The sequence below is a fragment of the Dactylosporangium sp. NPDC006015 genome (genome assembly GCF_040614215.1).
In the GTDB taxonomy this organism is placed as follows: domain Bacteria; phylum Actinomycetota; class Actinomycetes; order Mycobacteriales; family Micromonosporaceae; genus Dactylosporangium; species Dactylosporangium maewongense.
In genome coordinates, this window is record NZ_JBEXUD010000037.1 from 52,067 (window position 1) to 74,988 (window position 22,922).

At 71.9% G+C, this 22,922-nt stretch carries 26 protein-coding genes, 1 tRNA gene and 1 pseudogene; 19 read left to right on the forward strand and 9 right to left on the reverse strand.

Annotated features, from left to right (window positions below):
• The first annotated feature begins 70 nt into the window (after window positions 1–70).
• From ABZ321_RS42695 to ABZ321_RS42720, 6 genes are all read left to right on the forward strand, one after another.
• Window positions 71–268, forward strand: a complete 198-nt coding sequence (locus tag ABZ321_RS42695; RefSeq protein ID WP_344512265.1) for a hypothetical protein — start codon at window positions 71–73, stop codon at window positions 266–268.
• A gap of 5 nt (window positions 269–273) precedes the next feature.
• On the forward strand, window positions 274–1,116 hold the full coding sequence (locus ABZ321_RS42700) for a PH domain-containing protein (protein WP_354901448.1): 843 nt from the start codon (window positions 274–276) through the stop codon (window positions 1,114–1,116).
• Between the two features lie 80 nt (window positions 1,117–1,196).
• Window positions 1,197–1,964 carry a SigE family RNA polymerase sigma factor gene (locus ABZ321_RS42705; RefSeq protein WP_344512176.1) on the forward strand — a complete coding sequence of 256 codons (768 nt, stop codon included), beginning with the start codon at window positions 1,197–1,199 and terminating at the stop codon, window positions 1,962–1,964.
• A 2-nt stretch (window positions 1,965–1,966) separates the two neighbouring features.
• A complete protein-coding gene (locus ABZ321_RS42710; RefSeq protein ID WP_344512178.1) occupies window positions 1,967–3,157 on the forward strand; it encodes a hypothetical protein in 1,191 nt (396 codons plus the stop codon).
• A 9-nt stretch (window positions 3,158–3,166) separates the two neighbouring features.
• A complete protein-coding gene (locus ABZ321_RS42715; RefSeq protein ID WP_354901451.1) occupies window positions 3,167–4,015 on the forward strand; it encodes a PHP domain-containing protein in 849 nt (282 codons plus the stop codon).
• 82 nt (window positions 4,016–4,097) lie between these two features.
• Complete coding sequence (locus ABZ321_RS42720) at window positions 4,098–4,859, forward strand: TetR/AcrR family transcriptional regulator (RefSeq protein ID WP_344512181.1); 762 nt, start codon at window positions 4,098–4,100, stop codon at window positions 4,857–4,859.
• Between the two features lie 68 nt (window positions 4,860–4,927).
• Here the strand turns inward: ABZ321_RS42720 and ABZ321_RS42725 are convergent, their stop codons facing one another.
• Window positions 4,928–6,172 carry a glycoside hydrolase family 18 protein gene (locus ABZ321_RS42725; RefSeq protein WP_344512183.1) on the reverse strand — a complete coding sequence of 415 codons (1,245 nt, stop codon included), beginning with the start codon at window positions 6,170–6,172 and terminating at the stop codon, window positions 4,928–4,930.
• 115 nt (window positions 6,173–6,287) lie between these two features.
• Between ABZ321_RS42725 and ABZ321_RS42730 the strand changes: the two genes are divergently transcribed.
• The 3 genes from ABZ321_RS42730 (at window position 6,288) to ABZ321_RS42740 (ending at window position 8,544) form a co-directional block, all read left to right on the forward strand.
• A complete protein-coding gene (locus ABZ321_RS42730; RefSeq protein WP_354901453.1) occupies window positions 6,288–6,905 on the forward strand; it encodes a MarC family protein in 618 nt (205 codons plus the stop codon).
• A 33-nt stretch (window positions 6,906–6,938) separates the two neighbouring features.
• Window positions 6,939–7,781, forward strand: coding sequence for a PD-(D/E)XK nuclease family protein (locus tag ABZ321_RS42735; protein WP_354901455.1), 843 nt, complete (start codon window positions 6,939–6,941; stop codon window positions 7,779–7,781).
• Window positions 7,782–8,400: 619 nt separating this feature from the next.
• The gene (locus tag ABZ321_RS42740) at window positions 8,401–8,544 is read left to right on the forward strand and encodes a hypothetical protein (protein ID WP_354901457.1); all 144 of its coding nucleotides are present in this window, start codon (window positions 8,401–8,403) and stop codon (window positions 8,542–8,544) included.
• Window positions 8,545–9,259: 715 nt separating this feature from the next.
• On the opposite strand, the gene ABZ321_RS42745 is transcribed toward ABZ321_RS42740, so the two are convergent.
• A complete protein-coding gene (locus ABZ321_RS42745) occupies window positions 9,260–9,835 on the reverse strand; it encodes a TetR family transcriptional regulator (RefSeq protein WP_354901459.1) in 576 nt (191 codons plus the stop codon).
• Window positions 9,836–9,920: 85 nt separating this feature from the next.
• Here ABZ321_RS42745 and ABZ321_RS42750 point away from each other — a divergent pair, with 85 nt between their 5' ends.
• Window positions 9,921–10,874, forward strand: coding sequence for an SDR family NAD(P)-dependent oxidoreductase (locus ABZ321_RS42750; RefSeq protein WP_354901461.1), 954 nt, complete (start codon window positions 9,921–9,923; stop codon window positions 10,872–10,874).
• On the opposite strand, the gene ABZ321_RS42755 is transcribed toward ABZ321_RS42750, so the two are convergent.
• The 3 genes from ABZ321_RS42755 to ABZ321_RS42765 all read right to left on the reverse strand — a co-directional run bounded on the left by ABZ321_RS42755 (window position 10,808) and on the right by ABZ321_RS42765 (window position 14,281).
• Window positions 10,808–12,958, reverse strand: a complete 2,151-nt coding sequence (locus ABZ321_RS42755) for a hypothetical protein (protein WP_354901463.1) — start codon at window positions 12,956–12,958, stop codon at window positions 10,808–10,810. The two genes, ABZ321_RS42750 and ABZ321_RS42755, sit on opposite strands and share 67 nt — an antisense overlap.
• 61 nt (window positions 12,959–13,019) lie before the next feature.
• Window positions 13,020–13,826, reverse strand: coding sequence for an oxygenase MpaB family protein (locus tag ABZ321_RS42760; RefSeq protein ID WP_354901465.1), 807 nt, complete (start codon window positions 13,824–13,826; stop codon window positions 13,020–13,022).
• Entirely contained in the window at window positions 13,823–14,281 is a 459-nt protein-coding gene (locus tag ABZ321_RS42765; protein WP_344512197.1) for a Fur family transcriptional regulator, read from the reverse strand. Before ABZ321_RS42765 ends, ABZ321_RS42760 begins: the two co-directional genes overlap by 4 nt.
• Before the next feature lie 124 nt (window positions 14,282–14,405).
• Here ABZ321_RS42765 and ABZ321_RS42770 point away from each other — a divergent pair, with 124 nt between their 5' ends.
• Complete coding sequence (locus ABZ321_RS42770) at window positions 14,406–14,879, forward strand: DUF2231 domain-containing protein (protein ID WP_344512199.1); 474 nt, start codon at window positions 14,406–14,408, stop codon at window positions 14,877–14,879.
• Between the two features lie 3 nt (window positions 14,880–14,882).
• On the opposite strand, the gene ABZ321_RS42775 is transcribed toward ABZ321_RS42770, so the two are convergent.
• Both ABZ321_RS42775 and ABZ321_RS42780 read right to left on the reverse strand, forming a co-directional pair.
• Window positions 14,883–15,185 (reverse strand): translation initiation factor 2, encoded by a 303-nt coding sequence (locus ABZ321_RS42775; protein ID WP_344512201.1) that lies wholly within the window; start codon window positions 15,183–15,185, stop codon window positions 14,883–14,885.
• 54 nt (window positions 15,186–15,239) lie between these two features.
• Entirely contained in the window at window positions 15,240–15,386 is a 147-nt protein-coding gene (locus tag ABZ321_RS42780; protein WP_344512203.1) for a hypothetical protein, read from the reverse strand.
• Between the two features lie 84 nt (window positions 15,387–15,470).
• Here ABZ321_RS42780 and ABZ321_RS42785 point away from each other — a divergent pair, with 84 nt between their 5' ends.
• Both ABZ321_RS42785 and ABZ321_RS42790 read left to right on the forward strand, forming a co-directional pair.
• A complete protein-coding gene (locus ABZ321_RS42785) occupies window positions 15,471–15,653 on the forward strand; it encodes a hypothetical protein (RefSeq protein WP_344512267.1) in 183 nt (60 codons plus the stop codon).
• Window positions 15,654–15,730: 77 nt separating this feature from the next.
• Window positions 15,731–15,922: a hypothetical protein gene (locus tag ABZ321_RS42790; protein ID WP_354901509.1), complete on the forward strand. Its 192-nt coding sequence runs from the start codon at window positions 15,731–15,733 to the stop codon at window positions 15,920–15,922.
• A gap of 14 nt (window positions 15,923–15,936) precedes the next feature.
• Here the strand turns inward: ABZ321_RS42790 and ABZ321_RS42795 are convergent.
• Together ABZ321_RS42795 and ABZ321_RS42800 are read right to left on the reverse strand one after the other, a co-directional pair.
• Window positions 15,937–16,077: pseudogene (locus tag ABZ321_RS42795) on the reverse strand (FmdB family zinc ribbon protein); the annotation flags it as partial.
• A gap of 3 nt (window positions 16,078–16,080) precedes the next feature.
• A complete protein-coding gene (locus tag ABZ321_RS42800; RefSeq protein WP_354901467.1) occupies window positions 16,081–16,719 on the reverse strand; it encodes a 5-formyltetrahydrofolate cyclo-ligase in 639 nt (212 codons plus the stop codon).
• 59 nt (window positions 16,720–16,778) lie between these two features.
• Between ABZ321_RS42800 and ABZ321_RS42805 the strand changes: the two genes are divergently transcribed.
• From ABZ321_RS42805 to ABZ321_RS42830, 6 genes are all read left to right on the forward strand, one after another.
• Complete coding sequence (locus tag ABZ321_RS42805; RefSeq protein WP_354901469.1) at window positions 16,779–18,926, forward strand: diguanylate cyclase; 2,148 nt, start codon at window positions 16,779–16,781, stop codon at window positions 18,924–18,926.
• Between the two features lie 9 nt (window positions 18,927–18,935).
• A complete protein-coding gene (locus ABZ321_RS42810; protein ID WP_344512209.1) occupies window positions 18,936–19,871 on the forward strand; it encodes a UTP--glucose-1-phosphate uridylyltransferase in 936 nt (311 codons plus the stop codon).
• Window positions 19,868–21,163: a gephyrin-like molybdotransferase Glp gene (gene glp / locus ABZ321_RS42815; RefSeq protein WP_344512211.1), complete on the forward strand. Its 1,296-nt coding sequence runs from the start codon at window positions 19,868–19,870 to the stop codon at window positions 21,161–21,163. The genes ABZ321_RS42810 and glp overlap by 4 nt, the downstream gene beginning before the upstream one ends.
• On the forward strand, window positions 21,160–21,774 hold the full coding sequence (locus ABZ321_RS42820; RefSeq protein WP_344512213.1) for a GNAT family protein: 615 nt from the start codon (window positions 21,160–21,162) through the stop codon (window positions 21,772–21,774). The genes glp and ABZ321_RS42820 overlap by 4 nt, the downstream gene beginning before the upstream one ends.
• Before the next feature lie 198 nt (window positions 21,775–21,972).
• A complete protein-coding gene (locus ABZ321_RS42825) occupies window positions 21,973–22,674 on the forward strand; it encodes a hypothetical protein (protein WP_344512263.1) in 702 nt (233 codons plus the stop codon).
• A 65-nt stretch (window positions 22,675–22,739) separates the two neighbouring features.
• Window positions 22,740–22,816 (forward strand) — tRNA-Ala (locus tag ABZ321_RS42830).
• Window positions 22,817–22,922 lie beyond the last annotated feature (106 nt).

Consider the following 22,922-nt stretch of genomic DNA (forward strand, 5'->3'; position numbering starts at 1 on the left):
CGATGGGGTCGATGTCGGCGCGCCATACATTCACCGTGTGCCGCGCAACTGATACGCTGAGTTCGCCGCGGTGCACGTGCACGACGCCGTGGGGAGGGGATTGACGGCAATGGTCAAAAAGGTCCTCACCTGGGGAAGCATTGCTTTCCTCATCTTCTTTGTGGCATATCGGCCGCAGTCCGCGGCCGAGGTCTTCAAGTCCATCGGCGGCGGCATCATGGACATCGCCACCGGTTTCGGGGACTTCTTCTCCAGTTTGGTTGCCTGACTGCGATGTCCACCGGGCCTGAGCCTTCCGCCGAAGAACCGGGTGCACGTCGCTGGGAAGATCGCGACACCGAGCCGATCCCGCGGGCCCGTCCCGCGAATCCCGGCCCCGCCGACTATGCCGACCACGACCCCTACAGCGACGGCGCCCAGTCGGCCACCCTCGGCGGTTACGACCGCGGCGACTATTACGTCGAGGAAGACCCGCCGACCTTCACCGAGGACGAGTTCTCCGGCCTGCGCGGCGGCGGTGGCGACGCCGGCCCTTCCGTGCCGCCCGGCAGCCGCATGGCGCCCCTCGACGAGGAGGCCAGCCGGCACGCGGCCCGCTATCTCTTCCCGACCGAGAAGTTCCGCGGCGAGTGGAAACGGCACTGGATCCAGCTCGCCAAAGAGGGCGGGATCGCCGTGGCCGCCACTATCGCGATGGGCTACATCGCGGGCTGGCTGACCAAGCACAACCAGACGCAGCTGCGCACCGTCGTCCTGGTCATCTGGGCCGTCGTGATCCTCTACTGCGCTTGGCGGGTCGCCGACTGGTGGTATGACCGATTCATCCTCACCAACAAGCGGGTGATGGTGGTCTCCGGGATCTTCACCCGCAATGTCGCCATGATGCCGTTGCTGCGGGTCACCGACATGAAATACGTGCAGTCGCTGACCGGCCGCATGTTCGGCTACGGGCACTTCGAGCTGGAGTCCGCCGGTCAGGACCAGGCGCTGCGAAACATCCGCAACCTGCCCAACCCGAATGAGCTCTACCTGCGCATCGTCGAGGAGATGTACGAGCCGGAGGCCGTCGAGGCCCGCCTGGGCCGTGCCGCCGGCGTCGAGGACGACGGAACCTAGAAACTTTTTCTCCGGGGTTGCAACCGTGCCGCCCCTCCATCGCGTCTTGCCTGGTGGGCGGAGCGGGGGAGGGAGCGGCGGTGCCGGACGAGGCGGGGTTCCGTGAGGAAGACTTCCGTGATTTCGTCGAGACCAGGTCCAGTGCGCTGCTGCGCACCGCGTACCTGCTCGCCGGGGACTGGGCGACCGCCGAGGACCTGCTGCAGATCGCATTGACCAAGACCTACCTGGCGTGGAAGCGACTCGGCCACATCGAGGCCGTCGAGCCCTACGCCCGCCGGGTCCTGGTCAACACCTCCACGAGCTGGTGGCGGCGCCGGTGGCACGGCGAACGCCCCACCGAGATCCTGCCGGAGTCCGTCGCCGCGGACCGGGTCGAGGAGAGCCTCGAGCGTGACGCCCTGTGGCGGCACGTCCGGGAGCTGCCGAACCGGCAGCGCGCCGTGCTGGTCCTGCGCTTCTACGAGGACCAGTCGGAGGCCGAGACGGCCCGTCTGCTCGGCGTGTCGGTCGGCACGGTGAAGAGCCAGGCGTCCCGGGCGCTCGCCACGCTGCGCCAGCGGCTCAGCGCGGAGGGCATCGAGCCCGCCGCAAGGCCGGCGAGACCGCCGACGGTGCGGCTCAGGCCGGCGACGCCCGCCACGGCGAACGCGGCGGTGTCCGCGACGGCAAGATCCACGGCGAACGCCAAGATGTCCGCCCTGACGGCGAACGTGGCGAAAACCGCACAGGCAGAGAAAGACGTGCCGAAGGAGCAGCCCGCACCCGAAGACGAGTGCGACATGTCCGGACGCGAGGCCGTCCTGGTGGAGACCTCCGGGCCGGTGGAAGTGGGACTGGTGACGTGACCATGATCGAAGATGCGCTCCGCGAGGCGTTCAAGGCGAAGGCGGGCACCGCGCCGCCGACGCCGCTGAACGGCATCGCCGACGTCGCCATCCGCAACGCCGGGCGGGTCCGCCGGCGCCGGCGCGTCGCCGCGTCCGGGTTCGCCGCGTTCGTCGTCATGGCGGTCGCCGCCATCGCCACGTTCCACATCGTCGGCCAGGGCTCGCCCTCGGCGCCGGTCGCGCAGGGCGACCACGACCCGCAGAGCTCGCAGCCGCAGGCCACCCTCACCACGCAGACCGCGCCGCCGGCCGTGGGCAAGGAGGTCCCCGCGATCGACGGGGACGCGCAGCCGTCCACCACGGTGCGGCTCAAGCTGCCCGACAACGGCACCGTCGCCGCCGCGTACAAGGCGAAGGACGGCTACCTGGTCGTCAACACCGAGGCCGACGGCGACAAGCAGTTGGTGCTCCAGGACGACCACGACAAGCAGCAGGTCCTGGTGAAGAAGGCGTCGAACATCGCCGTCGCGAAGGGCGGCGACAAGGTCGCGTGGGCGCAGGAGGGCAAGGTCACCGTCGCCACGCGTACCACCACCGACGACAAGACCAAGAAGCAGCAGCTGACCGAGCAGGTGACGGCGGACGTGCCGGAGACCGCGGTCGCGGTCGGGTTCGTCGGCTCCGACCTGCTCCTCGGCCGTGAGGAGGGCGCCGGCTACGACGTCTGGTTCTCGGGCCGCGCCTACACCCAGTCGTGGGACGACAACGTCGTGCGGATCTTCGGCGTCGACCCCGGGACGAAGAGCGTCTACGCCGAAGTGAAGACCGGCGACAAGGACGAGCGCATGTGCCTGGCGATGCTGACCCTGGACCAGCCGTTCACGGTCGCGCAGCGGCGGTGCGGGCTGCCGGTGGCGGCGAAGGCCGGCGGCCGGGTCTCCCCGGACGGGCACTGGCTCGCGTACCCGGTCGACGGCCTCAAGCAGGTCGCGATGCTGGACCTGACGAAGGTCTTCGACGCGGCGACGGTGGCGGCAGCGGTGAAGACCTGGCCCCTGACCGTCACCACGAAGACGGTGTGGATGAACGCCACGACGTTCGTGGTCGACAGCGGGGGCAAGTTCCGCGTGATCACCCCGACCGGGGCGGCCGGCTTCTCCGAGCCGCTCAACGTCGAAAGCGACGGCGTCGTCCTGATCGAACTGCTCTAACCTTGTTGGGTGCGGATCGATCTTCACTGTCACTCGACCGCCAGTGACGGCACGTCGAGCCCGGCCGGGCTGGTCGCCGAGGCGGCCGCCGCCGGGCTCGACGTCGTCGCGCTGACCGACCACGACACGACCTCCGGGTGGGCCGCCGCGATCGCCGCCCGCCCGCCCGGGCTCACGCTCGTGCCGGGCGCCGAGCTGTCGTGCCGGTGGCACGGCGGGCCGTGGCCGATCTCGCTGCACCTGCTGGCGTACCTGTTCGACCCGGCCGAGCCGGCCCTGGCGGGGGAGATGGCCCGCATCCGGGCGTCCCGCGAGACCCGCGCGGAGCGCATGGTGCACCTGATGCGCGCCGACGGCATCGACGTCACGTGGGCCGAGGTCCTCGAGCACGCCGGCGGCGGCACCGTCGGCCGCCCGCACCTCGCGCAGGCGTTGATGCGCCGGGGACTCGTCGACACGGTGTCGGAGGCGTTTCTGCCCGAGTGGCTCGGTCACCGGTACCGGGTGGGCAAGGAGGACCTCGACGTCTTCGACGCCATCCGGCTGGTGCTCGGGGCCGGCGGCGTGCCGGTCTTCGCCCACCCGCGGGCCAGCATCCGCGGCCCGGTCGTCCCCGACGTGGCGATCGAGGAGATGGCCGGCGAGGGGCTCTTCGGCGTGGAGGCCGACCACACCGACCACACCCCGGCCGAGCGCGCGCACATGCGGGCGATCGCCGACCGGCTCGGGCTGGTCGTCACCGGCTCCAGCGACTACCACGGCACCAACAAGACCGTCCGCCTCGGCGCCCGCACCACGGCACCCGAGGTGTTCGAGCGGATCGTGGCGGCCGCGACCGGGTCCGGTGTGGTCGCATGACCGGGCAGCGAAGCGGCTCGGCCCGGTCATCATGTGGCAGGTTTGGGTCAGGCCGACGCCGGAGCGCAGCGGAGGTGGCGGCGTGACGACGGAGTACGCCGGAGCCGGCGATCCCAGACGCAGCATCGAGCTGCTGTGGGGCACCGCGGCGCCGTCGCGGCGGGGCCCGAAGGCGAAGTTCACCGTCGGGGACGTCACCGCGGCCGCGATCGCGCTCGCCGACGCCGAAGGTCTCACCGCGGTGTCCATGCGGCGCGTCGCCGAGCAGCTCGGGGTGACGGCGATGTCGCTGTACACCTATGTCCCCAGCAAGGCGGAGCTGCTCGACGTCATGGTCGACACGGTCAGCGCCGAGGCCGTCCGTCCGGCGTTCACGGCCGCGGGGTGGCGCGAGCGGCTCGTCGAGATCGCCTCGTCGAACTGGCAGTTGTACCGGCGGCACCCGTGGCTCCTGCAGGTGGCCACGAGCCGGCCCGTCCTGGGCCCGAACGTGATCGCGAAGTACGACTTCGAGCTGCGGGCCTTCGAGTCCTGCGCCGTGCCGGACGTCGACGCCGACCTGCTCCTCGGTCTCGTGCTCAACTACGTCGCGGGTGCCGTGCGCGCGGCGGTACAGGCGGACCAGGCCGAACAGGGCACGGGGATGAGCGAGGAGCAGTGGTGGGCGGCCTACGCGCCGCTGCTCGGCGAGGTCCTCGACCCGGCGCGCTTCCCGACGGCGGCGCGGGTGGGGCAGGCGGCGGGCGAGGAGTACGGCGCGGGTGACCCGGTGCGCGCGTACTCCTTCGGGCTCGAACGGGTGCTGGACGGCATCGAGACGCACCTGGGCCGCCTTCGTCCTTGAAGGCGGCCCAGGTTGTTCGTGGTGTTGCTTCTCGTAGTGCTGCTGTTCGTGGTGCTGCTTTTCGGGTGTTACCTGAGGACGGTGCCGATCGTCTTGGTCAGCGTGCCGCTGGCGTCGTCGCCGTCCAGCGACCAGACCATCGCGCCGCCGTAGCCGTTGACCCGGACGTACAGCGACTTCTGGGCGACCGTGAGCTGGTCGTCGAAGGTCCAGAACGTGGTGCCGTTGAACAGCCACGCGTGGCCCGAGCGGAGGTCGCGGTACACCTTGTACCCCTGCTGCGGCAGCGTGGCGAGGACCTTGTAGTCCTCGTTGCCGGCGGCCCAGGTGGCCGGCGCGGGGCCGGTCGCGGGCTGGAAGAGGCCGTGGTTGGCGGTGCTGGTGATGCCGGTCCAGCCCTGGCCGTAGTACGGGATGCCCAGGACGAGGGCCTTCTTCGGGGCACCGCGGTCGGTCCAGGCCTTCAGCGTGGTGGCACCGCTGAAGTCCGGCGTGGTCGGCGCGCCGCGCGGGACGAACAGCGCGGACTGCTGGTTGGTGGTGGGCTCCCACGTACCGTGGAAGTCATAACCCTGGATGGTGCCGAAGTCGAGGTACTTGAAGATCTTGTTGACCTCGAAGCCGGCGTCGATCTTCGCCGGGTTCGCCGGCAGGAACGCGGTCAGGGTGGCCTTCTTGCCGAGCTGCTTGCGGAACTCGGCGACCATGAGCGTGAAGTTCTGCTTGTCCTCGGGGCGGATCACGTTGCCCGGGTTGCCCTCGGAGCCCGGCCACTCCCAGTCGAAGTCGAAGCCGTCGAAGACCCCGGTCGACCAGAACGTGTCGATGCACGACTGCACGAGCGCCTTGCGCGACGCGTCGGTCAGCACGGCGTCGGAGAAGTTCGCCGACAGTGTCCAGCCGCCGAGCGACAGCATGACCTTCAGCCCGGGGTGCTTGAGCTTCAGCTTGCGCAGCTGGTTGAAGTTGCCGTTCAGCGTCTGGCCCGGCGCGTCCGCGACACCGTCGACGCTCTCCTCGGCGGAGACCGGGCGCTGGTAGTCGGCCCACGGGTCGGCGGAGACGCACTTGCCGGTCGCGTCGACGTTGCCGAAGGCGTAGTTGATGTGGGTCAGGTTCTTGGCCTGCCCGCTCGTCTCGAGGTTCTTGACGTAGTACTGGCGGCCGTAGATGCCCCACTGGATGAAGTACCCGACGCGCTTGTACTGGTCCTGATGCGACGCGCTGTGCGCCGAGGCGGTGCCGGGCACGATCGCCAGTGACGCGAGCGTGAGCGACACCGCCAACCCGGCCAGGACGGAGCGTCTGCCCATGAACCCTCCATGACTGTAAGGAAACCTTGCTGTTGATGGGCAACGTAGGGGCGTCGCCCGGTGCCGTCAAGACCCTGGTTTCCGGTCTATGTAGGCACACCACGACAATCCGGGAGTGGATCTCAAGCTCTTCGGCGAAGTATTCGTGACCCTGCTGGTCATCCTCGACCCGCCGGGCGCCGTGCCGATCTTCCTCGCCCTCACCGGATCGATGGCGGCGAAGCACCGTAACCGCGCCGCTCTACAGGCCGTGCTGCTCGCGCTCGGCGTCATCGTGGCGTTCGCGCTCGTGGGGCGGCAGATCCTCGCGTACCTGCACATCGACCTTCCCGCCCTGCAGGGCGCGGGCGGCCTGCTCCTGCTCCTCGTCGCGCTCGAGCTGCTCACCGGCAAGACCGACGACCCGCGCCAGGAGGCCACCTCCAACGTCGCGCTCGTCCCCCTCGGCACCCCGCTGCTGGCGGGCCCCGGTGCGATCGTGGCCACGATGCTCTTCGTCCAGCGGTCCTCGGGCCCTCTGGACTTCGTGGCGATCGCCGTCGGCATCATCGCCGTCATGGCTATCGTGTACCTGGCGCTGCGCTTCTCCGGCATCCTGGTGCGCATCCTGCGGCCCAGCGGCATCGAGGTCGTCACCCGCATCGCGGGCCTGCTCGTCGCCGCCATCGCCGTCCAGCTGCTGGCCGACGCCATCGGGGCGTTCGTCACCGAGTACCTGCACTCGCCCCATTGAGGTTTTGTCGTACCGCGGTGGCAGGATCGGGGTGTGGAGAACGAGCAGCTCGGCCTATTCGCCCCGCCCCGGCGCCTGTTCACCTGCACGCCCAGCAAGCTCGGCAGCTATGAGGACTGCCCGCGCCGCTACCGGTTCACCTATGTCGACCGCCCCACCCCGCCCAAGGGCCCGCCCTGGGCGCACAACTCGCTCGGCGCATCCGTCCACACGGCACTGCGCAGCTGGTATGCGCTGGACCCCGACCGCCGCGACCGCTCCGCCCTGCCCACCTTGCTGAAGGCCACCTGGGTCGGCGAGGGCTACCGCGACGAGGCCCAGGAGCGCGACGTCTTCCGCCGGGCCCTGGGCTGGCTCGAGTCCTATGTGGACGGCCTCGACCCCCACGACGAGCCACTCGGCGTCGAGCGCACCGTCGCCGCCCGCACCGACACCCTCGCCCTCTCCGGCCGCGTCGACCGCATCGACCAGCGCGACGGCCACCTCGTCATCGTCGACTACAAGACCGGCCGCTCCGGCGTCACCGCCGACGACGCCCGCGGCTCGCGCGCGCTCGCCCTCTACGCGATCGCCGCCTCCCGCGTCTTCCGCAAGCCCTGCCACCGCGTCGAGCTCCACCACCTCCCGACCGGCACCGTCGCCGCCCACGACCACACCGACGACTCCCTCGCCCGCCACCTCCGCCGCGCCGAAGCCACCGCCGCCGACATCACCACCGCCGACGCCGCCCTGGCCGCCGGCACCCCCGCCGACGAGGCCTTCCCGGTCGCCCCCGGCCCGCAGTGCTCCTGGTGCGACTTCCGCCGCTCCTGCCCCGCCGGCCTCGACGCCACCCCGAAGGACCCCTGGACCGCCGTGGACCGCCCCACCACGTAGCCCGCCCGCTTCCCGTTCCCCTCAGGTTTCGTCTCCCGGATCGTGCGGTTGGTTCGTTCCATTTGCTACCCGGATCACCCCTGGCCAGGCGGCGGGCACCCGTCAGCTGGAGTCGCTGCTGGACCGGGTATCGGTCCAGCGGGCCGGCGGCAGGCTCACCGGACTTCGACCGCGCCGCCTACTGCCGGCGCAACCAGGTCGAACGCGGCTTCAACCGGCGAACACCGGCGCGGGCGGGCCACCCGCAACGACATCGGGAAGCCGCTTCCAGCCACCATCGACCTGGTCGAGATGCTCGACTGGCTACGGGCGGTTCCCGACAACCATGATCCGCGAGACAGGACCTAGCCGCCCGGTCTGGCCCTCAACGCCCCCTCGATGCAGGGGACGCAGCCGTATCGACCAGGACAGGCTCGCCCTCCATGCGGACTGGGATCAGCGATTGGCCGACACCGATCCCGACGGCCGCGGTCTGGTTGCCCGGTCTGGGTCGCCTGGTCTGGTTGCCCGGTCTAGCTGCCCGGCTCGTGCCAAGACGCTGGTCAATGCCCAGAGATGCCCCATTTCGGCGTCCGCGAGACAGGACCTGGCCGCCCGGTCTGGCCCTCAACGCCCCTCGATGCAGGAGGTGCAGCCGTGGCGCTGGCGTATCGACCAGGACGGGCTCGCCCTCCATGCGGACTGGCATCAGCGATTGGCCGACACCGATCCCGACGGCCGCCTGGTCTGGTTGCCCGGTCTGGCTGCCTGGCTTACGCCATGACGTTGGTCAATGCCCCAAGATGCCCCATTTCGGCATTGACGTTGCGCGATCCACCTGCAAATCGGAGATCACTTTGTGGGTGGATCGCGCAACCTCGATGGAGCAAAGGGTGCAAACGTGGACATTGATCAATGTCTGTGGGTGAGGGCGGGTGGGTGGGAGAGGAGGGGGAAGGGGCTGCCGGTCGATCCGGCGGTGCTCAAGCGGCCGTGTGGGCGAGGCGCGACCGGGTGGCGGTGCCGGCGGCTGCTGGGTGCTGTGGTGGGCGAGCGACCGTGTGGGCGGGGCGCGATCAGGGGTCGTGATGAGTGCTGGGGCGGTGGGCGGCAGGGTGCGGGGTTGGGCGTTGCGGTGATGGAGGAGCGGTCGTGTGGGCGAGGCAGGACTGAGTGGTGGCGGAGGCGGAGTGGTTGCCGGTAGAGGGGCCAGGTTCTGTCTCGCGGCTCATGGGGTTCGTGCGTTGAACCGGTGTGGCGCGTGGTGACGAGTGGTCTGTGCTGGCGCCTTTGGTGCCGGCGCCGCCTGTTCGCGGTGGCCGGTGGCGGGATAGCCGGCATGCCGAGCGCGGTGCCCGGCTTGCGGCGCGGGATCGGCCTACGGTGCGCAGTGCTCGACCTTGGCGGTGGTCGGGCTGGTGGCCGTCCGGGCCTCAGGTGTCCAGGATCAGGGGTCAACTCCCGATCCGGCCGTCCCCGCAGTCGGATTCGCCGTTTGATCAATTGGGGAAGGCGGCGGTGAAGCAGGTGGTGAGGAGGGTGTTCAGGTCGGGGGAGGGGTCCGCAGTGACCCAGCGCATCAGGGCGGTGTCGAAGGCGGCGAACGCGACCGCGACCAGGACGGCGGGGCGGGGGTCGGTGGTGGGGTCGGTGCCCAGGCGGGTGGCGAGCTCGGTGGAGAGGGCGGCGCGCCAGCTGACCTGGCGCTCCAGGTAGCGGGCCAGCAGCGGTGGGGTGGTGACCATGATCTTTGCCAGGCGGCGGGACTTCTCGGGGTGCTCCCAGAAGGTGTCGGTGAAGGTGCGCAGGGTGTGCTGGAGGGCGACGGCGGGGGGTTCGGCGGCGGGGCGGGTGGACAGGGTGGTGGTGAGCTGGCGGCCGAGGTCGCTGAGGTGCTCGATGATGACGTCTTCCTTGGACTGGAAGTAGCGGAAGAACGTCCTGCGGGACACGCCCGCGGCGGCGGCCATCTGGTCGATGGTGGTCTCCTCGAACCCCTGAAACGCCAGGAGCCGCAGCGCGGCATCGGTCAGCTCGTCGCGGACCAGCTGGCGTTTGCGTTCGGCGAGGCTCACGCAGGGCATTCTATTCGCCGTACGGCAACTATGGCACTTAAGCGCACCGTTGACACTCAGTGCCACGTCGAGTGAAGATGCAGGCATGCGATGGACTGAGGCGGAGATCGGGGATCAGGGCGGGAAGACGTTCCTCGTCACCGGGGCCAACAGCGGGCTCGGGTACGAGACGACGCGCGCGCTGCTGGCCAAGGGCGCTCGGGTGATCATGGCGGTCCGTAGTGAGGCCAAGGGCCGGGCGGCGGTCCAGAAGCTCGGGGGCGGGGAGCTCAGGATCGTGGACCTGGCGGATCTCGACTCCGTGCGGGCGCTGGCCGTGGGGCTGCGCCGCGACCGGGAAGCGATCGACGTGCTCGTCAACAACGCCGGGGTGATGATGCCGCCGAGGACGTTGAGCGCGCAGGGGCACGAGCTGCAGTTCGCCGCGAACCACCTCGGGCACTTCGCGCTCACCTGCCTCCTCCTCGGCGCCGGCAACGACGGCCACGACGGCAACGGCGGCAACGACGGCAACGGCGGCAACGACAGCCTGATCAGCGACCGGGTCGTCACGGTCAGCTCGACGCTGCACCGGCCCGGCAGGATCCACTACGACGACCTCGACGGGGCCGGGAGCTACTCGCCGACGAGGTACTACAGCCAGTCGAAGTTCGCCAACGTCCTGTTCGCGCTGGAGCTCGACCGGCGGCTGCGGAGGGCCGGCTCGCCGGTGCGCAGCATCCTCGCGCATCCGGGGTATTCGGCGACGAACCTGCAGACGTCCGGGCCGACCGGCGTCATGAAGGCGTTCATGCGCGTTGGCAACGCCGTCCTCGCGCAGCCCGCCGCCCGTGGGGCGCTCAACCAGCTGTACGCGGCGGTCGACCCGCGGGCGGAAGGCGGGCAGTTCATCGGGCCCGACGGCATGGGGGAGAACCGGGGCTGGCCGAGCGTCGTCGAGCCGGTCGCGCGGGCGAAGGACCCGGCCGACGCTCAGCGGCTCTGGACGCTGTCGGAGCAGCTGACGGGCGTGCAGTTCGAGGGCGCGCGGAGCCGGTAGACCGCGATGTCGCCGCGCTGCCAGGACAGGTCGGTGAGGGCGGGCAGGGCCGCGGTCGGCGTACCGTGGGCGCGGTCGACGAGAATCCAGCGGACGCGCTGCCGCCACAGCCACGACAGTCGTGACGGGGTCGGGTCGAGCACGGCCGCGTCGTTGAGCGCCAGCCGCTCCGGATCCCAGTAGGTGAGCGCCGGGCCGATGCGGTGCGCGCGGGACTGCGACTCCGTCGACTCGGGCGAGTAGCCCCAGCTGCCCAGGAGGACGCGGCGCTCGCTGTACGCGGAGATCCAGTAGGCGAGGCTCTGCCCCTGCATCAGGCCGCTGCCGCCGACACGGTGCACGTTCGTGGCCACGTACTCGGCGGGGGTGCTGTGGGCGCGCAGCCAGCGGGCGCCGGCGACCTGGTCGGGTGTGATCCGGATGTGGTACGCGACGCCGAGGTTCGCGTTCGTCGCCGCGTCGAACGGCAGCCGGGCCGCACCGGCGAAGAGCACCACGACCAGGGCCCCGAAGACCCCGGCGCGCCGGTGCAGAAGCAGGGCCGACACCAGGACGAGGGCGCCCAGGGCGTACACCGGCAGCGGCACCCACCAGCGATGCCGCGGCACCGGCAGGGTGAACGCGACCGACACCGCCGCGAGCACCGCCGCCACCGCGAGCGCCGTCCACAGCGCGCGCGGTGCGCCGGGCAGGCGGACCAGGCCGGTCGCCGAGAGGATCGCCGCGCACGGCCAGGCGGCGACGACGAAGAAGTGCTCGCTCCACGACACGTGCCAGACGCACAGCGTGCCGGCGACGCCAGCGGCGGTCGTGCCGGCCAGGAAGACGCAGGCGTCATCCCAGCGGCGAACGAACAGCACGCCGGCGAGGCGGGCGCCCATCGCGATGCCGTACGCGCCGAGGCCCCACAGGATGAGCGGGACGTCGCGCACCGTGGTGCCGTGGCGCTGGCTCCCGACGAAGTCCAGCATGATCGCGAAGGGACCCCATCGCAGACCCTGCCCCTCGAACCCGTAGAGGACGGCGACCGCACCCACCGTGACCGCGGCAAGCAGCCCACCGAGCAGCCAAGGGGTCCACTGTGGCCGTCGCCGCAGGAGGTGTACCGCGCAGACGGCCGCGACCCCCGCCCCGAAGAGCGGGACGATCGTCGACTTCGCGCCGGTCGTCCCGGCCGCGAACAGCAGCACGAGCAGCCAGTCCCGCCGCCCGCCGCCGCGCAGCACGGACACGGTCGCCGCGATCAGCGGCATGCTCAGCGCCGCGCCGAACAGCAGCGAGCGGCTCGACCAGCTGTAGTACGCGGTGATCGAGCCGAAGAACGCCGGCACCTGCCGCTGCGGGACGAGCTCGCCGACGGTGAACATCAGCGCCGCCGCGACGGGGCCCGCCCACGGATGCCCGGCGACCCGCCGGCCGGTGACCGCGAGCAGGCACACGGCCAGCACGGCGAGCACCGGCAGGTCCAGCCGGAACCACACGACCGGCAGGTCGACGCCGCTGATCAGGCTGCTCGCGGCGACGTGGCCGTACGCGAACCAGTGGTAGCCCAGCGTCCGGTCGCCCTGCTCGGGGACGGTGAGCGGGAAGTGGTGCTTCAGGTCGGCGCTGACGGCGAGCAGGTTCAGCTGGTCGATCATGTAGTCGTGCGCGCCGCCGGTCGGCAGCGCCGGGTTGACCGCCAGGAACGCCGCCGTCAGGTACGCGAGGAACCCGGCCGCGATCCCGGCGACCGCCCACGACCAGGCCGCCGTCGGCCGCTCGGGATAGTCGGGGTGCTTCCGGAAGCGGGCCAGCGGGACGATCACCAGCAGTGGCCACACCCACAGCCAGCCGCGCAGGTCGAGCAGGCTCGCGACGGTCAGGAAGGCGGTCTCGGCGAGCAGCCCGACGACCGTGCCGTATGTGAGATCTTCGAGCAGCGACCGCGGTGTGGGCCGGATCGCGCGGTACAGCAGCGTCCCTGGCACGATGACGGCATAAACGAAATATCCGGCATATTGGACAACGTCGAGCGGGGCGGTGCCGAGCGCCAGCGGAAGCGCGGCGGTGGCCAGGGCGAGCGCGAGCCATGGAAGTTTCATGCCAACCGCTCAACGCGGCGAAGCGCGAAGGTGTGACGGTGTGACGGTGGTGTGAGGGTCCTCAGGAGGCGAGGCGGCGCATCGCGTCGCGGCGCAGCGGGGAGATCCAGTCGATCGGGATGACGCTCAGCATCCGGCCGAGGACCAGCGCGTTCGCCGACGCGATGAGATCCGTCCCGGGGAGGCCGGGCAGCCCGTACAGGCGGCGCGCCCACGCCGGCAGCAGGCCGATCGCCAGCGCCGACACCCCGAACGCGGCGCCCCGGACGGGGGTGAGGCCCAGCCCGTACGGCAGCGGGGGCAGCGTCAGGAACAGCCCCGTGGCCGCGGAGTCGACGGTCAGCTCCAGCTCGGGACGCATCCGCTCGTAGTAGTCCGCGACCGCCGCCGCCGAGTCCGGCACCGTGGCGGGGTCGAGCCCGACGAGCGCCGCCGCCCTGGTCTGCTCCGCGTAGTAGCGGTCGATCTCCGGCCCGCTCAGCCGCAGCCCGCCCCGCAGGGCGGCCTCCATGAACGACTCGACCTCCGTGACGTGCACCCAGCGCAGCAGGTCGGGGTCGTCGACGCGGAAGCGCTCGCCGGTGCGTGGGTCGGTCGCGGTCATCTTCGCGTGGATCGCCCGCACCCGGCGGCCGGCGCGCTCGGCCTGCTCGGTCGTGCCGTAGACGACCGTCCCCACGTACATGGCGGTGTGCTGGAACCTGCCCCACGGGTCCTTGCGGTACCGGCTGTTCTGCTCCACGCCCGCGACCGCCCGGGGGAGCAGCGCCTGCAGGTACAGGCTGCGCAGGCCGCCGACGGTGACGATGGGCTCCCGGTGCACCCGCCAGGTGACCGAGTCCGGTCCGAAGAGCCCCGGGTCGCTCAACTCGGCAGGTCCTCGACCGTGTCGTCGGCGAGCCGCTGCTGGCAGGCGGGGCACAGCCCCCAGAACGTGACCTCGGCCTCATCGAGGACGAACCCGTGCGCCTGCGACGGCGTCAGGCACGGCGCGTCGCCGACCGCGCAGTCCACGTCGGCGATCTCCCCGCACCCGCGGCAGACGATGTGATGGTGGTTGTCGCCGACGCGCGACTCGTATCGCGCGGGGCTGCCGGCGGGCTCGATCCGCCGCGCCAGGCCGGCCCTGGACAGCGCGCTGAGCACGTCATACACGGCCTGGGTGGAGACGGTGTCGAGCCGGGCCCGGACCCGCGCGGCGATCTGGTCGACGTCCAGGTGACCCTGCGCCTGCCCCCGCGACGCCTCCAGGACCTCCAGCACGGCCAGCCGGGGCCGCGTCACCCGCAGACCCCGGGCGCGCAGCAAGTCCTCACCCGACACGCTTTCAATAACACCACGCACCCTGGAACCGTTCAAATGTTTCCGGGCTCTTGATTGAACTGCCGGTACTCGGGTTGTGTACACGTCCGGTGGGGGAGGATCGCACCGACGAAGAGGAGGCCCCGTGTTCGAACGTGTGCTCGGTCTACCGGCTCACCCGTTCTTCATCCATGCGGCAGTCGTGCTCGTGCCGCTGCTGGCGGTGGCGGGCATCCTGTACGCCGTCTGGCCGGCCGCGCGCCGCCACGTCCGCTGGACGATGATCGTCCTGGCCGTCGCCACCCCCGGCGCCGTGTTCGCCGCCAAGGAGTCCGGCGAGGCGTTCGAGGAGAGCCCCAACTTCCAGTCCGACCAGCTGCAGGCGAAGATCAGCGAGCACGAGGACTTCGGCAGCACGCTGTTTCTGATCGTGGTGGGTCTTGTCCTGGTCGCGCTCGTCATGGCGTACGTCGTCCGCCCCGCCCCGGGCGAGCCGATCGGCCCCGCCGTCGCCCACTGGGCGCTCAGCGGGCTGACCGTGGTGCTGGCGGTGGCCGCCCTCTACTACGTCTTCAAGGCCGGCGACACCGGCGCCAAGATGGTCTGGGACGGCTTCTAGCCCTCAGAACAGCAGGCGGCCGCAGAAGATCAGCAGCAGCACGAGGATGACCGCGCCGGCGAAGATCCCCATCCCCTTGGTCAGGATCGTCGCGGCCTGCTCCTCCCGGTCGATCCGCTCGGGATCCTGGGCCGGGAGCTTCCGCGGCGCCGCCGGTCGCTCGACGGTCGGCGGCCGCCACCCGCGCGGGGGCGGCGCGCTGCGCGGCGCGCCGGTGTAGGGAACCGCCGCGGGCTCGGCCGGCGCAGCCGGCGGTGGCGGTGCGGCCCCCTCCGGCGGCCGCCGCCAGAAGGCGTCGTCACTCACGCCACGAGCGTACCCACCGGGCCCGGCCGTCAGACCCGGCCCGGTGGGGGAACCTCAGTCGCTGTTCAGCAGATCGGCGAGCGACATCGGACGGGTGGCGTCCGGGTCGCCCTGGTCCAGGCGCACGGTCGGCTGCTCGTCCGCCGCCTGCTCCGCCTGCTGCGGGTCGGTCTGGTGCTGGGGGGCACTGTCGTCTGTCATGCCGCCGAGTGTGACCTGTCGACGGAAGGGCGACTGTCGTCATTCGGCCAACTTCCCGCAAACTCGCCGGAGTACGCTCGCGGCGTGGCGACGACGAACGAGTGGGCATCCACCGATGAGCAGCGCGAAGTGAGCTTCGAAGACTTCGCCGACGAGCTGGTCGTGTTGCCGGACACCACGACCGACGACACCGACGCCGGCTGGGGCGAGCGCAGCGCGTCCAACGACGACCGCCTGCTCGCCGACCGCCCCCCGCACTGGGACTGACGGACCGGCACAGACAGCGCTACGCCCCGGACCGGTGACCGGTGGGGCGTAGCGCCGGGTGGTGCGGGCGACCTCAGGTGGTCGAGGAGGCCGACTTCGTCGACGCGCCCGCCGAGGAGGCGCTCGACGACGCGGCCGCGGCCGGCTTCGAGTCGGAGGACGACGACGAGGCGGACGAGCTCGAGTCCGACGACGACTTCGACTCAGAGGACGACGAGGACGACGAGGAGTTGCTCGACTTCGTCGAGGAGCGGGAGTCGGTGCGGTAGAAGCCCGAGCCCTTGAAGACCACACCCACCGCGGAGAACTGCTTGCGCAGGCGGCCCTGGCACTCCGGGCACTCGGTCAGCGCGTCGTCCGTGAACGACTGCACCGCCTCGAGCTGGTGGCCGCAGGCCGTGCAGGCGTATTGGTAGGTAGGCACCGTTCAGCCTCCATCATTGGCACTCAACCCTATCGAGTGCCAATAGTGCGGTATCGCACATCCTTTCGTCCAGTGGAGGTGGGCGGTCTCATACCTGGCGGTAGCCCCCACCAGGGCTCCCGAGACCCGCTGGTCGTGCGGCTCGGCGGGCACGGACGGCAGGAGCTCACCCGGGTGCAGCAGGGCGATCGTCGGGGCCGTGACCCGGGCGAGGACCCGGTCGTAGGAGCCGCCGCCCTGGCCGAGCCGCGTCCCGTCCAGCCCGACGGCGAGCGCCGGGACCAGCATCAGGTCGACCGACCGGACCGCGTCGACGCCGAGCCGCGGGCCGGTCGGCTCGGACAGGCCGAGCGGCCCGCCGGCCAGCGTCCCGTCGTAGCGGGCCCAGTCCAGGTCGCGCGAGGGCAGCAGCACGGGCAGCAGGACCTGTGGCGCCACGGCGGACAGTGCGGGCAGGAGTTCCGGGCCGCCCGCCTCGAACGGCAGCGGCGCGTAAGCGGCGACCGTGCGTGCGCCGGCTGCCCGTACCATGGCGGTAACAGCCTCAATGAGCGACTTGTCGGAAAATGGGTGCGCGGAGGAGCGCCGAGCGGACCGGATGTGCGACCGGAGCTCGGATTTCGGGGACACCGCAGGCGGCACCGCTCAAATCCTCCTCATCTGTGACAGCATCGCAGAAACACAGCTTCGGGAGGACGGACGTGACGCTGCGGGCGCGGCTCACCGCCGCCTTCCTGGCGGTCGTGCTCGGACCGGTGCTGCTCGGCGCGATCTTCGTCGGCATCGCCGTCTCCGCCGTCAGCCAGCAGCGGGCCAAGGAGCGGCTCGAGTCCGGCGCGCAGAACGTCGAGGCCGCCCTCGCCGTCACCTGCCAGCGGCTGCGGCTCGCCGCCGAGACCACGGCCCTCGTCACCGCCGACGGCGACCAGCCCGACGCGGCCCAGCGGACCGTCCAGCGCGGGCTCGCCCGCGCGGTCGAGGTGAGCGGCGCCGACGGCACCGTGCTCACCACCGCGGGCGTGCTGCCGCCGAAGCCGTGGGCCGACTGCGCCGCGCCGGCCCACGCGCCGTTCGCCGCGATCGCCGCGTCCGTCGACGTGCTCGACCCGAGCTCGCGGCGCATCGGGCGGGCGTACGCGGTCGAGCCCGTCGACGCCACCCTCCTCGCCTGGCTCACCGACGCCAGCGGCGTGCGGGTCGACTCGCTCGCGACGGACCAGACGGCGTCGGAGTCGGAGTCGGTGCGCGTCGCCGCCAAGCTCGACCGCGACGCGACCGGCACCACGCCCGGCGGCCTGCTGGTCCGGCGGCTCGAGCCGCGGCCCGACCAGCCGCTGACCCTGGCCCTGTCGGTGCCCGAGCCCGACACCGGCGGCCTCTACGCGGTGCTCGTCGCCGTCGTCGCCTGCGCCGGGGTGGTCGCGGTCAGCGTCGCCTGGTGGCTGGCCCGCTCCACCACCCACCCGCTGACCGAGCTGGCGCAGGCGGTCGAGCGCGTCGCCGACGGCGACCTCAGCGCCCGCGTGCCCGTCCGCAGCCAGGACGAGGTCGGCCGGCTCGGCCAGACGTTCAACCGGATGACCCGCGAGATGCAGGGGTACGTGCAGGCGCTGACCGCCAGCCGCGACCAGCTGCGCGGGCAGCTCGGCGTCCTCGGCGACACCCTTGCCGGCACCCACGACCTCGACCGGATCCTGCAGGTCATCCTGCAGACGGCGGCGGCCGCGACCGGCGCGCAGTCCGGGGTGGTGCTGATGGTCGACCCGGCCAGCGGCGAGCTGCGCGGGCAGGTGGCCGAGGGGCTCGCCGGGTTCGACGTCGCCGACCTGCGGCTCCAGCTCGGCGACGGGCTGCTCGGCACGGTCGCCGCCTCCGGTGAGCCGCGGCGCGGCCGGGTCGACCGGGACGGGCCGGTCCTGGCACCCGTCGAGCCGCGCTGCATCACGTACGTCGCGGTCCCGATCGCGGCGCCCGGCGTGGGGCCCACCACTGGCCTGGAGCCCCAGTCCGACCTGCCGCCCGCCGCGCGCGGGGTCCTGGCCCTGTACGACCGGCACGGCTTCGACGAGTTCGACGACGCCGACCTGATCACGCTGCGGACGTTCGCGGGGCAGGCGGCCGTCGCCGTCGACAACGTCCGGGTGCACGAGGAGGCGCAGCGGCTGTCCCTCACCGACCCGCTGACCGGCCTGTCCAACTACCGGTACCTGCGCGAGTCGCTGCGCCGCGAGGTCGAGCGGGCCAGCCGGTTCGGCCGCAGCCTCGCCGCGCTCGCCCTGGACCTCGACCGGTTCAAGGAGGTCAACGACACCTACGGCCACGCGGCCGGGGACGCGGTGCTGGCCGAGTTCGCCCGCCGGCTCCGGGCGGAGATCCGCGAGGTCGACTTCGCGTTCCGGCAGGGCGGCGAGGAGTTCGTCGTGCTGCTGCCGGAGACCGACGCGGCCGGCGCCGCGGTCCTCGCCGAGCGCCTCGGTGCCGCGGTACGGCGCAGCCCGGTCCTCGTGGTCTCCTCCACGCCCGGCCAGCCGCCGCGGCGCATCCCGGTGACGGTCTCGATCGGCATCGCGGTCTTCCCGATCCACGGCGCGACGGGAGCGGCCGTGCTGGAGGCCGCGGACGACGCGCTCTACGCGGCCAAGGCCGCCGGCCGCGACACGTACAAGATCGCCCCCGACGTGGTCGTGGCAGTGCCGCTTCCGGGTGCGCTTCCGGGTGCACTTCCGGGTGCACTTCCGGGTGCACAGGAGTCGTTCACGGGTGCGCAGGGGCCCGCGAAGGCTAGTACGGAGGTGACGCCCGGCGCGCCAAAGGCGGCACAACCGCCACGACAGAGCCGCGGCGGCTAGCCTTGCCACATGCCTGACACGACTCCTCACCAGCCCGCGGCGCAGCGCCAGCGGGCTGTCAAAGCCGTGATCCCGGCGGCGGGCCTGGCCACCCGCTTCCTCCCGGCGACCAAAGCCGTGCCGAAAGAGCTGCTGCCGGTCGTTGACCGGCCCGTCCTCCAGTACATCGTGGAAGAGGCCGCGGCAGCCGGCATCCGAGACATCCTGCTGGTCACCGGCAGGGGCAAGACATCGATGGTCGATCATTTCGACCGCCGTCCCGACCTTGAGGCGCGCCTGCAGGAGAAGGGCGATGACGAGCGGCTCGCCGCGGTCAAGCGCCCCAGCGAGCTCGCCGAGATCTACACCTGCCGGCAGGGCGAGCCCCTCGGCCTCGGTCACGCCATCTCGTACGGTGAGTCGCACGTCGGCAGCGAAGCGTTCGCGTGCCTGCTCGGCGACGAGTTCGTCGAGGAGACCGAGCCGCTGCTGCCCGCGATGCTCGACCTCCAGGCGCAGACCGGCGGCATCGTCCTCGCGCTCATCGAGGTCGAGCCCGACGAGACCAGCCGCTACGGGATCGCGTCCGTCGAGCCGTCCGACCTGTCGGCGGACGCGGGCGAGGTACTGAAGGTGACCGGCCTCGTGGAGAAGCCGAAGCCCGCGGAGTCGCCGAGCAACCTCGCGGTCATCGGCCGGTACGTGCTGCCCCCCACCCTCTTCGACGCGATCCGCCGCATCGGCCCCGGCGCCGGCGGCGAGATCCAGCTGACCGACGCGATGGCCCTGCTGCTCGCCGAGGGCACCCCGGTGCACGGCATCGTCTACCGCGGCACCCGGTACGACACCGGCATGCCCCTCGGGTACCTGCAGGCCGTCGTCCAGCTCGCGTGCAAGCGCGACGACCTCGGCCCGGCGTTCAGCGAGTGGCTGACCCAGTTCGTGGAGAAGGATCTGCGCGGGTGACAGCGGTTCCAGCGACGGGCTCCCACCACGACGCCGCACGCGATGCGGGCGTCGGGTCGAACGCGCGCGTCCCACTCGCCGACTATCTCGCCGGCGTGCTCCGGGGCCTGCGCCCGTTGCCCCCGCTGGACCTTGAGATCACCGCCGCGCACGGCAACGTGCTCGCCGAGGACGTGGTCGGACCGGGTCCCGTGCCCGCGTTCGACCACTCCGCGATCGACGGCTACGCCGCCCGGTTCGACGACATCAGCGACGCTCAGCCGGGCCGCCCGGTCCGGCTCAGCGTCGTCGGTGACCTCGTCGCCTCCAGCTGGCGGCCGGTCCGGCTGACCCCCGGCACCTGCTTCTCCGTCGCCGCGGGCGCCCTGATGCCGGTCTCGGCGGACGTGGTGGTCCCGCCCGGCATGACCGACCAGGGCATGGCGGCGGTCGAGGTGTACCACCCGACGAAGCGCGGCCACGGGGTGCGCCGCGCCGGCGACGAGCTGCCCGCCGGGGCGGTCCTCGCCCGCGCCGGTGCGTACGTGACCCCGCCGCTGGTGTCCGTCCTCGCTGCCAGCGGCATCGGGCACGTCGTCGTGCGCCCCAGCCCCCGCGTCGTCGTGATCGCCACCGGCGACGAGCTCGTCGACGTCGGCCGCGCCAGCCAGCCCGGCCAGGTCGTCGACGCCAACTCCCACGCCCTCACCGCCGCGGCGGCCGAGGCCGGGGCCCACGCGTACCGCGTCGGCATCTGCGACGACGACCCCGAGGGGCTCCGCGGCCTGCTCGACGACCAGATGCTGCGCGCGGACCTCATCATCACGACCGGCGGCACCGGCACCGGCCCCGGCGACATGGTCCGGCGCATCCTGTCGCGGTCCGTGGTCTTCTCGGACCTCTCCGTGTACCCGTGCTCGTCGCTCGGCTACGGGACCATCGGCGGCGCCGCCGGCGTCAACGGCGTGCCGATCGTCTGCCTGCCCGGCGACCCCGGCGCCGCGCTCATCGGCTTCGAGGTGCTCGCCCGGCCCGTCATCCAGCTGCTCGCCGGCGCGGACCCCGTCTTCCGGCCCAGCGTGCGCGCACACCTGCTGGAGACCGTCAGCTCGCCCTCCGGCATGCGGGAGTTCCGCCCCGCGTACATCACCGAGCGCCGCGGTGGCGGCTACACCGTCATGCCGCTCGCCGGTGGCCCGTACACGCTGTCAGGCCTCGCCGACGCCAACGGGCTCATGGTCCTGGGCGAGAAGGTGATCAGCGCCGCCGCGGGCTCTACAGTGGACGTCATCATGTTGGATAGACGGCGATGAGTCAGCCTGGATGGCCGGCGGTCCTGACCGACGGTCCCGTCACCCTCCGGCCCTACCGGCGCGCCGACGCCCGCCTGTGGGCCGAGGTCCGCCGCGCCAACGAGCAGTGGCTGTCGAAGTGGGAGCCCACCCCGTACGGGACGTGGCACGACCTCAACTCGCCGGCCGCCTTCCGTGCCGTGCACGCCGACCTGCGCCGCGCCGCCCGCACCGGCAGCGCCATGCCGTTCGCCGTCTGCTACGAGGACCAGCTCGTCGGCCAGCTCACCCTCGGCAACATCGTCCGGCGCGCCTTCTGCTCCGGCTACGCGGGCTACTGGGTCGACTCCCGCCACGCGGGCAAGGGCATCACCCCGACCGCGCTCGCGCTCGCCGTCGACCACGCCTTCAGCGTCGGCGGCCTGCACCGCATCGAGGTCAACATCCGGCCCGACAACCTCGCCAGCCGGCGCGTCGTGGAGAAGCTCGGCTTCCGCCAGGAGGCGTACCACCACCGCTACCTGCACATCGACGGCGACTGGCGGGACCACCTCGGCTACGCCATGACCACCGAGGACGTCTCCACCGAGGGCGGCCTCCTCGCCCGCTGGCACAAGGTCCTCGCGGGCTGACTTCCGGCCCCTTCATTCCGGCCCCTCCCGCTCGGCTCCTCCTTTTCGGGTGTTTCCTCCTGCGTGTTGACGTGGTGTAACGCTGCGCAACCCGTACTGTTCTGAGTCGGAGTTACCACGCTGTAACTTCCACAGACTTGGATGACTTCGCGCGCCTGGGGGGACCGGCGCACGAAGTCGGTGAACGGAGGCGTGAGGGTGCCGACCTCGGTGCTCCTCGCCGTCCTTGCCGCTGCTGGGCTCCTGGCCTTGGCGCCCGCGTTGGTGCGCCGGTACGACGCCACAGAGCGGCTGGTGGCGGAGCGGGCGTTGTCCACGGCACGGGTGCTGACCCGTGCCGGAATGCGCGCTGACCGCCGCCGGCGCACGATCCCCGGCCGCCGCCCGGTCAACCCGCCCCGCACAGTGGTGCACCGCACAGTTTCCTCTCCCGGTTCTTCTCCCGGCGGCGCCGCCCCGCCGCCGTTGCGGGTCGTGCCGCCCACCGCCCGCCGGCGCCGTCCACACCGGGCGCCCCGCGCCATGTACCGCCGCCGCCGGGTCCTGCTCGCCCTCGTCCTGCTCAACCTCGTCGAGCTCGGCGGCGTCGCCCTCGTCAGCACCGGCTTCTGGGTCGGCTTCGCCGTCACCGGCGCGCTGCTCGTCGCCTACGTCGCCCACCTGCGCACCCGCGCCCTCGCCGAGCAGCGCCGCCGGCGCCGCGAAGCCCAGTACGCCGCATGGATCGCCCGCCGCCAGGCCCAGGTCCGCCGCGAACAACTCCGCCGCGCCGCCCAACGCCGCGAGGCCGTCGCCGCCCAGCTCGCCGAACGCGACCGGGCCCGCCGCGAAGCGGCCCGCCTGGGCGCCCTGGGCGCCGTCCGAGGCCGCCCCTACGACACGCGGGCGTCAGGTCAGTGATCTGATTCGCGCCCCGTCCAACCCGTTTGCTACTCTTGGCCCCGGCCCACTCCGGCGGGCCGGTTGGGGTTGTGGCGCAGTCTGGTAGCGCACCTCGTTCGCATCGAGGGGGTCAGGGGTTCGAGTCCCCTCAACTCCACCAATCGGCGCAGTCTGCTCAACGGACTGCGCCGTTTCGCGTTGGTGGTGGAGTTGGTTCCCCGCGCACGGGCTTCGCCCGCGCTCCCCATTGGGGGAGCTTCGCTCCA